General features: G+C 34.7%; 12 protein-coding genes and 2 tRNA genes. 10 read left to right on the forward strand and 4 right to left on the reverse strand.

Annotated features, from left to right (window positions below; all coding sequences use genetic code 11):
* Positions 1 to 71: 71 nt before the first annotated feature.
* Positions 72 to 527 (reverse strand): type I restriction enzyme HsdR N-terminal domain-containing protein, encoded by a 456-nt coding sequence (locus tag ACF3OB_RS01970; protein ID WP_042343349.1) that lies wholly within the window; start codon positions 525 to 527, stop codon positions 72 to 74.
* A 176-nt stretch (positions 528 to 703) separates the two neighbouring features.
* On the opposite strand from ACF3OB_RS01970, the gene hemL reads away from it, so the two are divergent.
* The 10 genes from hemL (at position 704) to ACF3OB_RS02020 (ending at position 9,981) form a co-directional block, all read left to right on the forward strand.
* Positions 704 to 1,999, forward strand: coding sequence for a glutamate-1-semialdehyde 2,1-aminomutase (gene hemL, locus ACF3OB_RS01975; protein WP_392448121.1), 1,296 nt, complete (start codon positions 704 to 706; stop codon positions 1,997 to 1,999).
* A gap of 14 nt (positions 2,000 to 2,013) precedes the next feature.
* Positions 2,014 to 2,685: an HAD family hydrolase gene (locus tag ACF3OB_RS01980; RefSeq protein WP_392448123.1), complete on the forward strand. Its 672-nt coding sequence runs from the start codon at positions 2,014 to 2,016 to the stop codon at positions 2,683 to 2,685.
* 14 nt (positions 2,686 to 2,699) lie between these two features.
* A complete protein-coding gene (locus ACF3OB_RS01985) occupies positions 2,700 to 3,842 on the forward strand; it encodes an AAA family ATPase (RefSeq protein WP_042343346.1) in 1,143 nt (380 codons plus the stop codon).
* Positions 3,843 to 3,902: 60 nt separating this feature from the next.
* On the forward strand, positions 3,903 to 5,174 hold the full coding sequence (locus tag ACF3OB_RS01990; RefSeq protein WP_172914651.1) for an acetyl-CoA hydrolase/transferase family protein: 1,272 nt from the start codon (positions 3,903 to 3,905) through the stop codon (positions 5,172 to 5,174).
* A gap of 388 nt (positions 5,175 to 5,562) precedes the next feature.
* Positions 5,563 to 7,143 carry a phosphoenolpyruvate carboxykinase (ATP) gene (gene pckA, locus ACF3OB_RS01995; RefSeq protein ID WP_042343344.1) on the forward strand — a complete coding sequence of 527 codons (1,581 nt, stop codon included), beginning with the start codon at positions 5,563 to 5,565 and terminating at the stop codon, positions 7,141 to 7,143.
* Between the two features lie 650 nt (positions 7,144 to 7,793).
* A tRNA-Glu gene (locus ACF3OB_RS02000) sits at positions 7,794 to 7,865 on the forward strand.
* A gap of 29 nt (positions 7,866 to 7,894) precedes the next feature.
* Positions 7,895 to 7,966, forward strand: a tRNA-Glu gene (locus tag ACF3OB_RS02005).
* A gap of 58 nt (positions 7,967 to 8,024) precedes the next feature.
* Positions 8,025 to 8,282, forward strand: coding sequence for a 30S ribosomal protein S20 (gene rpsT, locus ACF3OB_RS02010; RefSeq protein WP_042009424.1), 258 nt, complete (start codon positions 8,025 to 8,027; stop codon positions 8,280 to 8,282).
* Positions 8,283 to 8,368: 86 nt separating this feature from the next.
* A complete protein-coding gene (locus tag ACF3OB_RS02015; protein ID WP_392448126.1) occupies positions 8,369 to 9,580 on the forward strand; it encodes a hypothetical protein in 1,212 nt (403 codons plus the stop codon).
* 128 nt (positions 9,581 to 9,708) lie between these two features.
* A complete protein-coding gene (locus ACF3OB_RS02020; RefSeq protein ID WP_042009425.1) occupies positions 9,709 to 9,981 on the forward strand; it encodes an HU family DNA-binding protein in 273 nt (90 codons plus the stop codon).
* A gap of 196 nt (positions 9,982 to 10,177) precedes the next feature.
* Here ACF3OB_RS02020 and ACF3OB_RS02025 read toward each other — a convergent pair whose 3' ends face one another.
* The 3 genes from ACF3OB_RS02025 to ACF3OB_RS02035 all read right to left on the reverse strand — a co-directional run bounded on the left by ACF3OB_RS02025 (position 10,178) and on the right by ACF3OB_RS02035 (position 13,450).
* Positions 10,178 to 10,918: an epimerase gene (locus ACF3OB_RS02025; protein ID WP_392448129.1), complete on the reverse strand. Its 741-nt coding sequence runs from the start codon at positions 10,916 to 10,918 to the stop codon at positions 10,178 to 10,180.
* Positions 10,919 to 10,934: 16 nt separating this feature from the next.
* Complete coding sequence (mnmE, locus tag ACF3OB_RS02030) at positions 10,935 to 12,329, reverse strand: tRNA uridine-5-carboxymethylaminomethyl(34) synthesis GTPase MnmE (RefSeq protein WP_392448131.1); 1,395 nt, start codon at positions 12,327 to 12,329, stop codon at positions 10,935 to 10,937.
* A 356-nt stretch (positions 12,330 to 12,685) separates the two neighbouring features.
* Positions 12,686 to 13,450, reverse strand: coding sequence for a DeoR/GlpR family DNA-binding transcription regulator (locus tag ACF3OB_RS02035; protein ID WP_042010454.1), 765 nt, complete (start codon positions 13,448 to 13,450; stop codon positions 12,686 to 12,688).
* Positions 13,451 to 13,523: the final 73 nt, after the last annotated feature.

A 13,523-nucleotide genomic window follows, 5' to 3' on the forward strand; every position in this document is an offset into this window, starting at 1 on the left:
TCTCAAAAAGTCACCTCTGTAATTTGAAGTAGCATATGACATTTCCATTAAATTTGAAAATTGGTCTGAATTTATCCTTTTATTTCAGAATATGCTGGTAAATCTTTGAGGAAGATATACTTTTTTTGAACGTAATCCACCGTACAGAAATAGTGATTCAAACCGTTAGTAATCATCAGAAAATCAGACTTTAAAACCAAATTATAACGTGCTATTTGATCAAAAGTCTTTTGTGTAATCTGAACTTGTGGAGCCTTGCATTCTACCGTAAGAAGAATATCTCCGTTTTTTGAAAAAACAACTATATCGTAGCGTTTGGATATATCATTTATTTTTAATTCTTTCTCCACATTTATAAGTGATATGGGATAGCCTTTTTCCTGAATCAGATAGCGAATAACATGCTGACGCACCCACTCTTCGGGTTGTAACACCACAAATTTTCTACGGATTTCATCAAAGATAAAACGCTTAGAATCAACTTCTTTAATCCGAAATGAATAATCATTAAAATTCAGTTTTTCCATTGTACAAAGATAGTATTTTTATGATAGATAACATTTTTATGAAAATATATTTTTTATAAATCTCAAAAAATAGTAACTTTGTAGCTTAGGTTTGGAAAACTATAATGCGCGAAAAAGAAATGACGTATGTAGTAACCTATGAACAATAAACTATTAAAAATCAATATATTAACACAATGATATATAAAAGAAGTAGTGAGCTTTTTGCTCAAGCGAAAAAGGTGCTACCAGGTGGTGTGAACTCACCTGTTCGGGCGTTTAATGCAGTGGGCGGAGAGCCTATTTTTATTAAAGAAGGTAAAGGAGCTTATTTGTATGATGAGGACGGACGTAAATTGATTGACTACATAGCTTCGTGGGGTCCTCTGATTTTAGGACATGCTTATCCTCCTGTGGTTGAAGCTGTTGTCGAAAAAGCTAAAAAAGGAACTTCGTTTGGAATCCCAACAGAAATTGAAATACAAATTGCTGAATTGGCGGTGTCAATGGTGCCTAACATTGATAAGATTCGTTTTGTGAACAGCGGAACAGAGGCTTGTATGAGTGCCATTCGCTTGGCGAGAGGATATACTAAACGTGAAAAAATCATCAAATTCTCAGGTTGTTACCACGGGCATTCGGATTCGTTTTTGATCCAAGCAGGAAGCGGGGCTACAACCTTTGGAAGCCCAAATAGCCCAGGGGTAACACAAGGAACCGCCAAGGATACGCTTTTGGCAAGATATAATGATATCGAGTCGGTTAAATCCCTTTTTGAAACGAATAAAGATGAAATTGCAGGGGTAATCATTGAACCTGTTGCAGGAAATATGGGGTGTGTACCTCCAAAAGCAGGATTTATGGAAGCCTTGCGAAAACTGTGTACGGAAAATGGAGCATTACTCATTTTCGATGAGGTGATGACAGGTTTCCGTTTAGCGAAAGGAGGAGCGCAAGAAGTGCTTGATATTCAAGCTGATATTGTAACCTTTGGAAAAGTTATTGGAGGAGGGCTACCTGTGGGTGCTTTTGCTTCTCGGAATGAAATTATGAATCATTTAGCCCCTGAAGGACTTGTCTATCAAGCAGGTACACTGAGTGGGAATCCGTTGGCTATGAGTGCAGGTCTGGCTATGCTTACGGAATTAAATGACAATCCACAGGTGTTCAAAAGTTTGGAAGAAAAAACCGCATATCTACACCGCGGATTTGAAGAAGTGATGTCCAAAAGCGACATTCCTTTCCAAATAAATCGCTTTGGTTCAATGATTTCACTACATTTCAACGAAAATCCTGTTGTTGACTTTGAATCTTCGGCCAAAGGAAACATTGATCGTTTCAAAAAATATTTCCACGGAATGCTTGCTGAAGGAATTTATCTACCTCCAAGTGCTTTCGAAAGTTATTTCCTTAACGACGCTCTGAGCTATGAAGATTTAGATGTTACCATCGAAGCTCTGAACAAGTTGGTAATTAACAAAAAATTGGATTAGTTTATTTTTCACTAATGACAAAACATTTTATTTTTGACATGGATGGTGTTTTGGTGGATAGCGAACCCATGCACCAACAAATTATTTACGAAGTTTTTGAACAATTAGGCATTCCTTTTTCAAAAGAATATATCGAAAGAGACTTAACAGGAATGTCTGCTGTTCCCATGTGGGAAAAGGTAAAACAAGATGCGAAACGTACTGAATCGGCAAATGAATTGTTAACTTTTCACCGTGAGTACTTCTATAAACGGTTTGAACAAATCGAAGTCAATGAAATTGAAGGAGTTAAATATGTTCTACAAAAACTAAAAGACAGAGGTTTTTTACTTTCCTTAGCATCCTCCTCATCACGAAAACTAATTGATTATTTCATAAAAAAAGTTGAGATAGCACATTTTTTTGATGTAATAATGAGTGGGGACGATGTACAATACAGCAAACCTTTTCCTGATATCTTTTTGAAAGTAGCTGAAGCGTATAACATTGATCCTCAATATTTTTGGGTATTGGAAGATAGCAAAAACGGTGTTCAAGCTGCCAAAAGTGCAGGAATGCATTGTATTGGTTTTAAAAATCCTAATTCGGGAGTACAAGACCTTTCAAAGTCGGACATTGTCATCGAAAAAATGAGTGACTTTACGGATGATTTTATTACAAAAATAAGTAGTATTTACCGTAAATAGAATCTATGTAGTATATGAAAATAACAGAATCCAAATATTATCGACCTATAAAAATCCTACAATTGGATAGTGACGAACGTATCGAACTTTTTGATAAACACAACATACTATCGTTTAACAATCCATTTCGAACCTTGCTCAACAGTTTGATGGTATCGATTTATCTTGCGGATGAAGATTTGGTCATTCATCGTGAAAAATTGAAGCATTTTCAAAAATGTACAGACTACTACACGGTGGAGTACGCTTCCAAACAAAATGAACTTTTTGAATCGGAACAGTGTTATTTTCACCCTGATTTAGAAGCTTTTATATTGATTGATAAAAACTTATCAAATGAATATGACAACCAAATTTTTGAAGAGGGATTGTTCAAAGTAAGCCATGTTTATTACCAAAATACAAATCCAAAGGCAAAGCAAAATTTAGATACTCTTTTTTCTGAATATATTGAAAAACATATTTCAAAGGAATCAAAAGTTTCAATACTTTTGATGACCAAATTTGGTTTTGAAATCAGAACCCACATCATAAAACCATATCGCATTGATTTTGAAACTATGTACAACGATGATTTTATGGAGGTACATCATCGTGTAAAAAATAGTTTAACCAATGAGAACAAAGGCATTATACTATTCCACGGCATTGCAGGATCAGGCAAAACCAACTATATCAAATGGTTAACAAGTCAAATTCCAAATAAGAAGTTTATCTTCGTACCTACCACAATGATAGGAAAACTCACTGACCCTTCATTCATAGGTTTACTAATGGAAAATAACAATTCGGTGTTGGTATTGGAGGATTGTGAGAACTACATCGCTGAACGAACCACATTCAATAGTAATACGGACGTTGTTTCGTCAATTTTAAACATCGCTGATGGCATATTGTCCGATGTGCTGGAGTGTCAATTGATTGGCACGTTTAATTCCGATATTTCAAAAATAGATCCTGCTCTTTTGCGAAAAGGGAGACTTATTGCTGAATATAAATTTAAGGAATTATCGGTTGAAAAGTGTAACAAATATTTAGAATCTAATGATAAAAATATCAAAGTAAATAGACCATACTCCTTAGCCGAATTGACTAATATTGATGTGAAAGAATTAAAAGAAGACTCGAACCCCACTAAAATAGGTTTTGCTAAATAAAAAACTTGTATTTTTAGGAAAAAGTTGTACCTTTGGAAGAAAATAACACCATATAAGTATATGACTAAATACACAACCGCTGAGGAGGCTTTGAAAATCGTTAAAAGTAATGATTTTATTTATATTCAGGGAGGAGCCGCCGTTCCAAATCGACTGGTCGATGCCTTAGTACAACGGGCTTCCGAACTGAGAAATGTAACCATTGGACATATCCATGTGGAGGGCGATGCTCCGTATGCAGACCCAAAATATAAGGATAGTTTCTTTGTAAACTCTTTCTTTTTATCAAAGAACGTACGCCACACGCTCGAAGCAGGTAATGGTTCTTACACACCTGTTTTTTTGAGTGATTTACCCTTGTTATTTGACCGAAAACACATTCCTGTAGACGTAGCCTTAATTCAAGTTTCACCTCCCGATATACACGGACATTGTTCCATTGGAGTTTCCGTAGAGGCTTGTAAAGCTGCTATGCGAAACGCTAAGCGAGTTGTTGCTCAAGTCAATAAATACATGCCTCGTGTTTTTGGAGATGCCTTTGTACACATTGACAATATTGATTATTTAGTGCAACACGACGAACCAATTTTTGCAGTGTCGCCAACCACACCCGACGAAATTGAGGATCAGATAGGAAATCATATTATCGACTTAATTGAGAATGGAAGTACACTCCAATTAGGCATAGGAAACATCCCCAACGCAGTATTGTCAAAAATGGGACATCTGAAAAATTTGGGAGTCCATACAGAACTACTTACTGAGGGAATGCTCAACCTCATCAAACAAGGTGTGGTAGATGGTTCAAAAAAGAAATCGGAACGAGGCAAAGTAGTAGCTTCGTTTATGATGGGTTCACGAGATTTTTATGATTTTGTCAATGACAACCCTTCTGTAGAATTGTTAGAAGCTTCCTACACCAACAATCCTGCAGTGATTCGTCAGCAACCTAAAATGATTTCCATAAATTCTGCTATTGAAGTGGATTTAACCGGACAAGTGTGTGCCGATTCGATTGGTACAAGACTTTACTCTGGTGTCGGAGGACAAATTGATTTTGTACGAGGAGCATCACTCAGCGAAGGAGGAAAATCAATAATAGCTTTGCCTTCGATGACCAAAAAAGGAGTTAGTCGCATCACTCCATTTTTGAAGCAAGGTGCTGGAGTAGTCACCACACGTTCGCATGTACAATACGTAGTTACAGAATATGGAGTAGCTCATCTATTTGGAAAAAATATTCACGAGCGAATCAAAGCAATGATAAACATCGCCCACCCCGACCATAGAGAAACTTTGGAAAGACAATATTTTGAAGTATTTAAAAAATAGAAAATGGACATTCAACAAATTATCGCTTATACATTAGTTATAATAGCCGTTTTTTTCTTGATACGTACTTTTTTCTATAAGAAAAAAAGAAAAAAAGGTTGCGGAAACGATGAGACTAATTGCAAATGCGGATAATTTAAAGAAAAAGTGATTACTATTAGGGTAATTGGAATGAAAAATATGAAAACATATGTATCAGTATTTCAGATAGTTTCAAACGTTTTAAGTAAAAAAATACGAAATTCGTATTTTTCGTTCAAAAAAAATATCAAATTCATTTTATATTTCAAAAAAAATTAGTACCTTTACCTTCCGAAAAAAGGACATAAAAATCGTAATATAAACATAAAGAAATTAATTATAAACAATTTTACAAAATTCAAGAGTTATGAGTAAACCAAACACAATCTCTGTTGAAAATTACGGAATTAAAAATGCAAACGTGCGCTACCAACTTTCAGCTGACGAGTTGCACAAGGAAGCCATTGCAAAAGGTGTAGCTGAAGAGGCTAACTCTGGTGCATTGTCTATCAAAACAGGAAAATTTACAGGTCGTTCACCACAAGACCGTTTCATCGTAAAAGATGACATTACAAAAGACCGCGTATGGTGGGGAAAAGTGAATATTCCTTTTGATTCAGCTAAGTTTGATGCTCTTTACGACAAAGTAATGGCGTATCTTTCAGGAAAAGAACTATTTGTTCACGATGGATACGTTTGTGCTGACCCTAACTATCGTACAAATGTTCGTACTATTGCTGAACTTCCTTGGAGTGCACAATTCGTTTACAATATGTTCCTTCGTTTGGAAGACAGCGAAGTAGAAAACTTCAAAGAAGAGTGGTTGGTAATCAACGCACCAGGATTCTTGGCTGACCCAGCTGTTGATGGAACTCGTCAATCAAACTTTGCTATTTTGAACTTCACCAGAAAAATCGCTTTAATCGGTGGAACAGGATATCCAGGAGAAATGAAAAAAGGTATTTTCTCTGCACTTAACTTCGTACTTCCTGTATTCAAAAACACAATGCCAATGCACTGTTCTGCAAACGTTGGTAAAGATGGCGATACAGCGATTTTCTTCGGACTTTCAGGAACTGGTAAAACAACGCTTTCAGCTGACCCTAACCGTCACCTAATCGGAGATGATGAACACGGATGGACTCCTGAAAACACTGTATTTAACTTTGAAGGTGGTTGCTATGCAAAAGTAGTAGATTTGACACCTGAAAAAGAGCCTGAAATTTTCGCGGCTATCAAAAAAGGAGCGATCCTTGAAAACGTTATTATGCATAACGGAGAGGTTGATTTTGCAGATACTTCAATCACTGAAAATACACGTGTTTCGTATCCAATTCACCACATAGCTAATATTCAACCTGGTTCAATAGGTAAAAATCCTAAAAATATATTCTTCTTAACTTTTGATGCTTACGGAGTATTGCCTCCAATCTCTAAATTGACTCCAGAACAAGCTGCTTATCAGTTCGTTTCAGGATATACTTCAAAAGTTGCAGGAACAGAGGTAGGAATTACTACACCACAAAAAACGTTCTCAGCTTGTTTCGGAGCAGCATTTATGCCACTTCACCCAGCTGAATACGGAAAAATGTTGGCTGAAAAAATTGAGAAATCAGGCGTAAACGTATGGTTAGTAAACACAGGTTACAACGGAAAAATGAAACGTTGCAGCTTGAAAGATACTCGTGCTTTGATTACTGCAGCTCTTACAGGAGCTTTGGACAAAGTTGAGTACAAAGAGTTACCAATCTTCGGGTTTGGAGTGCCACAATCTTGCGAAGGTGTTTCTGACCAAGCTATCTTGAATCCTGAAAATACTTGGGACGATAAAGCTCAATTCGCAGCTAAATCAAAAGAATTAGCGGAAGCATTCTTACAAAACTTCAAAGATAAAGGATTTGAAGAAGGAGCTGATGCACAAGTACTTAAAGGAGCGCCAAAATTGTAATTATTAAAAAAAATAATAAAATCCAAAAGGCTACTTTTGAAAGTAGCCTTTTTTGATTAGACACTTTTGGAAGTTAAAATAGCATCTCAAACCTCACTGAAATCTACATTCAACCGATTTCTAAGTTTCTCTCTTTTACATCATTTTCAGCAATATCAAGACTCTGTTTTTATCACTTAGCACAAATCCCAAAGTCAATCGTTCTAGGGGTAAAATAACTGTAAATATTTGTTTTAACTTTGAGCCAAGTAAAATTAATTCATTACTAAGCACTTTGAGTTAAAAACATATTCTTCTCCCTGTATTTTTATTTACTTCTACAAAAGGTTTCTAACTAAGAAAAGGATAATTTACTATTTTCAAAAAAAATAAAATGTTTGCTTGAAAAACAATAGTTTTGACCTCCTCCCCCATCCTTTAATAAATCATAACTTCATTTTTTCGGAGAAAGGAAATAATAGAACTAAAAAATAGATTATAAAATAAATTTATCAGTTTAATAAAACACTGATTATAAACACCTTAAAAATAAACTATAAAAAAAATACAAAAAAAATATTTTTTTTCTTTCAAAAATATTGCAGGATTAAAAAATTGTTGTACCTTTGCAACCGCAATGAAGAAATAAGTTCACCTGCAAAAAAAATATTGGCCCGTTCGTCTAGGGGTTAGGACGCCAGGTTTTCATCCTGGTAACAGGGGTTCGATTCCCCTACGGGCTACTTATTCTTAGAAATACTTATAATTTATTGGCCCGTTCGTCTAGGGGTTAGGACGCCAGGTTTTCATCCTGGTAACAGGGGTTCGATTCCCCTACGGGCTACAAAATATGATGGTTAAAAAAGTTATATCATATAACAACTAATTAAGAAAATTATAATATGGCAAACCATAAATCAGCATTAAAAAGAATCAGAAGAAATGAAGCAGCTCGATTACGCAATCGCTACCAACACAAAACAGCTCGTAATGCGGTTAGAAAGTTGCGCGCAATGGAGAATCTTGAAGAAGCAAAAGAAGCTCTTCCTAAAGTTGTTTCTATGATTGATAAGTTAGCTAAGAAAAATATAATTCACGCTAACAAAGCTTCTAATTTGAAAAGTAGCTTATCAAAACATATTAATAAGTTAGCTAAATAGTCATTTAGGTTTTAGATTTATCACTAAAAGCCAGACTTATATCCATAAGTCTGGCTTTGGTGTTTTCTTTTATATTTTACATGATTATGAAAATATTCTCATTTACCTTTGCAAAGACTACTTTGAAATCCTTATTTTTGAAAGGAATCAAAATATATGCTATAGGATTTGTTCTTTTAATCTCATGTGATAATAGCACTGAAAAAGAGCAACTTCCGAAAGAATATCAAGTGAAAACAGTTAATTTTGAAGAATTTCGTGTAACTGATATTTCTCCGAAATCTACTCATGACCTGCAAAATTGGCAGTCATTTCAGTCTCTGATACAAGTTATCGTTAGTATGGCTCCTACAAAAATTAAAAATACCGAGAATTTAGTTTCAACAACACCTGATTCACTGCGGATTTATCAGCGACTTTATCCGAAAAATACAAATGTAATTTTAAAAAACGCTTTTGTGGAACGGGATTGGCGAAGCTTGGAAAATAATACCATAGATACTATTTATCGTTTTGAAAAAGATAGTGAAAGTGAGTTTTCTTTTGTTCAATGGGATATGTTTTTGGTTAAAAATGTACCATATACTCTCTCTGTCTTTGTAAAAGGAATAAACCAAAATGAAATAGCATTACTTTTTTTAGATGAGCAAAAGGAATTACAAAAATCTAATTTTGAGCTTAATACAGAAACTCACAACAAAGCAGGACGAAAACTAAACTTATCGGATGATTGGAAAGAATTACAGTTACAATTTACCCCTGAACAAGGAGCTACGTACAGCATACAAATTCTTTTCAATGAAGAAGCTAAAAAAGGAGAGAATATCATTTTTTACAGACCTACCTTGCAAGTTCCTCCTGAATATTTTTCAAAAATACATCAATTTTCTGACAAAATCGTAAATCAACAAACAAATGTAAAAAGCTCTTATTTTTCATTGTATTTGTGGTTAACGCAATTAGATGGGGAGCTAAACCAACTTTTGGCTGAAGATAAATTCCCTGAACCGATCAATTCTCTTGCCATCAAATCAAGATTTAGGTTATTTCAAACTCAGATCAAGGAACTGGCTGATAATGTAAAAAACAATTCTGATTTTGAAGAAACTGCAATCAATCAGCATATTGATAAAATTAAAAATACGTTTAACGGACTTATTACACGAATCAATAGTATCTATGAGAGTGATTTAGATGACCAAATGAAGTATATTCATTCTCAAATTGACACAATGGAATCTTTATTCCCAATGAAAGATTCATTAAGATTTGAGCATTTTACACCAATAAAAGAATGATTTTAGCGGAAAATAGGAATTAAATTGTTAAACTTCACATAAAATTACGGTTTTTGAGTCTGAAACATTGTTTACGTTAAATATATTATTACCTTTGTGCTGTTAACTGTATATAAAAAAAGATACTTATGAACAAAACAGAATTAATTGATGTAATCGCTGCTGATGCGGACATCACAAAAGCGGCTGCTAAAAAAGCTTTAGAGTCTTTTTTCTCAAATGTAGAAAAAGCCTTAAAAAAAGGAGATAAAGTGGCTATCGTAGGTTTTGGTTCTTGGTCGATTGCTAAAAAGGAAGCAAGAGAAGCGAGAAATCCAAGAACTGGGGAGATGATTAAGGTTGCTGCTAAAAATGTAGTAAAATTTAAAGCAGGTTCTGAACTTTCTGATGCGGTAAACTAAATAAAGTTTTATGCACAAAACAAAAAGGATTTCTAAATTTTGGAAATCCTTTTTGTTTAGATATAAGACTGTACTAAAATAATAAAACAAAAAATACTTTAGAGCTATCATAATCGCCTTAGCGTGTCAAGTTTATAGAAATAAGTCCTACAAAGCTCATTCTACAGTCACAATAGGTACACTGACTATCCTTTGGTCAAAAATACAGTGGATTTGGATATAAAAAATCGTAATCCAATTCTCGAATGACTTTTTCAGAAGTAACTATCTTACCATAAGCGGATTCAAGTGGTAAGTGAATGCCTGTTTGATGATTCATAATTTCTTGTTTTGTAGGATGTTTGGGAGCTACAATATTGTATGTTTTAAAATGCAACCCAAATGTCATTATTCGCTCAATAACTCGACAAACATCCTGATAGTGAATGTGATTTACCTTTTGATGAGGTTCCGAAACGACATATTTACTTAAATATCTATCATCCCCCATCAATCCTCCTAAACGAAGAATATTTATCTTTGGAAATTTATCTTTCAGATACTTCTCTACAAAATATAATTCGGGTTGCAGGTCTGGAATTGGAAAATTCTCATCAATAGTTCCATTGACTGATGGATATATCCCCACAGAACTTGTAAAAAACAACTGTTTATTGAATCCTTCAATAAAATTGCAAATATTTTTAAGTCGATTTTGCAATATTTCGACAGATAATCTACGTCCAAAAGGTATTGCTATGATAATACTATCTAAATCGGACAAAACTTGCCACTTGCCTGGAATAAAATTATCAAAATCGACTTCTAAACAATGGTAATAGTTGTCTGTAGATAGATTTCTTTTCGTCCTGATTGTCACATACATACGATGCTTGTCTGACAAGTGACTCAACAACCGCTCCCCTAACCAACCACAACCAATGATTCCTACATTCATAACTTTTATTTTATCCTTATTTCCCGATACAAAAATTAGCAAAGATATTCCCGAGTACTTCGTCATTGGTGACTTCGCCGGAGATAGTACCAAGGTGGTAGAGAGCCTCACGAATGTCGATAGCAAGGAGGTCGCCCGAAAGATTCGTTTCCAAACCTTCCTGGACTTTTATAATTTCGGAAAGGGCATTGGAAAGCGCTTCGTAATGACGTGAATTACTAATAATTACATTATTTGTAGAAGACGTAAAACTTTCAGCATACATCGAAAGTTCTGACTTCAATATGTCAATATTTATATTCTCCTTAGCGGAAATTCCCAAAATGATATCTGTATATTTAGGAACAAGTTCCGTCTTCAATTTTCCGTCGAAATCGCCAAATTCACCACCAGATACATCTACTTTGTTATGCAAAAGAATTATCTTTAAGTCGTCTCGATATACTTCTTTCACAAAATCAATAACTTCCTCAGGTTGATTATCCAATTCATCATAGAGGTATAATAAAACATTGGCTTGTGTAATCTTTTCTTTCGCTTTTTTAACACCAATCTCTTCTATTTTATCAGAAGTTTCACGAATTCCTGCTGTATCGATGAATCGGAAAGCTGTTCCGCCGATGTGTAACACTTCCTCGATGGTATCGCGTGTTGTTCCCGCAATGTCCGAAACGATAGCTCGTTCTTCATTCAAAAGAACATTCAAAAGCGTTGATTTCCCAGCATTAGGTTTGCCTACAATCGCCACTGGAACTCCATTTTTGATGACATTTCCCGTTGCAAATGAATCCATCAATCGTTTAATTGTAGTCTGAATCGTTGAAAGAAGTGAACGAAATTGGTTTCTGTCGGCAAATTCTACATCTTCTTCCGAAAAATCAAGTTCTAATTCAATTAAAGATGCAAAATTCAGTAGTTCAGTACGTAGTTCCTCAATTTCAGAAGTAAAACCGCCTCGCATTTGTTTCATAGCGATAGCGTGAGCGGCTTCGCTGTCGGAGGCAATAAGGTCAGCAACAGCTTCAGCTTGTGACAAATCCATTTTTCCATTTAGAAATGCCCTCAAAGTAAATTCCCCCGCCTTTGCTAATCGACATCCTTTGGAAAGACAAACTTTTATCACCTGCTGAATGATGTAACTACTTCCGTGACAAGAAAACTCCACAGTAGGTTCACCTGTATATGACTTATTTCCTTTAAAAATCGTTGCAAGACATTCATCTATTATCGTCTTATTATCAAAAAAATAGCCCAAATGTACAGTATGCGAATCAGAATTATCTAAACTTCTTCCGTGATGTGCTTTAAACACGCTATCAGCAATTGAAATAGCATCTTTTCCTGATATTCTAATGATAGCAATAGCTCCACTCCCCGAAGCTGTTGCTAATGCTATGATAGTTTCATTCATTTCTTTTTAGTTTGTTTTTACAGATTACGAATTTTTAGAAGTTTTATAACGTTTTCTGGTACCTGATTTTGAAATTTCATTATTGATAAATGAAAGAAAATCTACTTTAAGTACTTGGTTTACAATTTTTATGCGAACGGGCATTACTTCGAGTGAAATAACGCCCGTGTTGCACAGTTTAATTATTACGCCTGGTTAATAATATACGTACCATTCCATAACGTAATTTTCCACGTAGGGAAACAAAGTTTATTATTCTTTACTTTTGATGTTACACAACATTTTTGTTCTTTCGTTTTTCATAAAATTCCATATATGAATCTGAAAAAAGAAACAATTACCAAATTTCCGACTTATCAAGCAATCACAACTTCTACACCTCGTTTTTCTAGCTCTTCAACAAATTCAGGGTCTATTTTATTGTCGGTGATTAAAATATCTATTTTTTCAAGATAACAAATAAAACCAAAACCTCGTTTGTGCATCTTAGAAGAATCTGCTAACACAATCAACTTGTCCGCATGATCTACCATTTTACGGTTCAGATGAGCCTCTCCTGCATTGGTAGTACTAATTCCAAAATCTAAATCAAGTCCTTCTACACTCAAAAACAAGGTTGTACACAAAAAGTTGCTAAGAGTCTCTTCTGCGAAAGCCCCCACAGTAGAAGTCGAATTCTTACGAACTTCTCCTCCTAAATGTATCGTATTAATATTCTGATGTTTACAAACATCTAAAGCCACACGTAATGAAGGTGTTAAAACAGTTAAATTCTTATAATCAGGTAACTTTTGGGCTAACAAATGTATAGTTGTTCCTGACGAAAGAATAATGAAATCCCCTTCCTTGATATATTCTAAAGCCTTGGTCGTAATTCTTATTTTTTCATCGACATGTAAAGTCTCCTTTTCAGATATGGTTTGATCAAAAACGTATCGCATTTGCTTACTCGCTCCCCCGTGTGTACGATGCAAATACCCCTCCTGCTCTAAAAGAGTCAAATCCTTACGGATAGTTACCACTGAAACATTAAGCCTTTCGCTTAGGTCATTAACACTGATATGTCTTGCAGCATCTAAATACTCTACAATCTTAATTTGACGTTCATTAAGTACTTTCATAATTATATATTTTTCTCCGCCTAACCTCTCATACTCATTCGAAAAAAGGAAATTCGGTAGTTAATGTGATTTT

Source organism: Capnocytophaga canis (assembly GCF_043187445.1).
GTDB lineage: Bacteria > Bacteroidota > Bacteroidia > Flavobacteriales > Flavobacteriaceae > Capnocytophaga > Capnocytophaga canis.

Bases quoted from the DNA above. Each gene is read 5' to 3' on its own strand.
- ACF3OB_RS01970 (WP_042343349.1), bottom strand. From the start codon at position 527: ATGGAAAAACTGAATTTTAATGATTATTCATTTCGGATTAAAGAAGTT.
- ACF3OB_RS02035 (WP_042010454.1), bottom strand. From the start codon at position 13,450: ATGAAAGTACTTAATGAACGTCAAATTAAGATTGTAGAGTATTTAGAT.
- mnmE (WP_392448131.1), bottom strand. From the start codon at position 12,329: ATGAATGAAACTATCATAGCATTAGCAACAGCTTCGGGGAGTGGAGCT.
- pckA (WP_042343344.1), top strand. From the start codon at position 5,563: ATGAGTAAACCAAACACAATCTCTGTTGAAAATTACGGAATTAAAAAT.
- ACF3OB_RS01985 (WP_042343346.1), top strand. From the start codon at position 2,700: ATGAAAATAACAGAATCCAAATATTATCGACCTATAAAAATCCTACAA.
- ACF3OB_RS01980 (WP_392448123.1), top strand. From the start codon at position 2,014: ATGACAAAACATTTTATTTTTGACATGGATGGTGTTTTGGTGGATAGC.
- ACF3OB_RS02020 (WP_042009425.1), top strand. From the start codon at position 9,709: ATGAACAAAACAGAATTAATTGATGTAATCGCTGCTGATGCGGACATC.
- ACF3OB_RS02015 (WP_392448126.1), top strand. From the start codon at position 8,369: ATGAAAATATTCTCATTTACCTTTGCAAAGACTACTTTGAAATCCTTA.
- ACF3OB_RS02025 (WP_392448129.1), bottom strand. From the start codon at position 10,918: ATGAATGTAGGAATCATTGGTTGTGGTTGGTTAGGGGAGCGGTTGTTG.
- hemL (WP_392448121.1), top strand. From the start codon at position 704: ATGATATATAAAAGAAGTAGTGAGCTTTTTGCTCAAGCGAAAAAGGTG.
- ACF3OB_RS01990 (WP_172914651.1), top strand. From the start codon at position 3,903: ATGACTAAATACACAACCGCTGAGGAGGCTTTGAAAATCGTTAAAAGT.
- rpsT (WP_042009424.1), top strand. From the start codon at position 8,025: ATGGCAAACCATAAATCAGCATTAAAAAGAATCAGAAGAAATGAAGCA.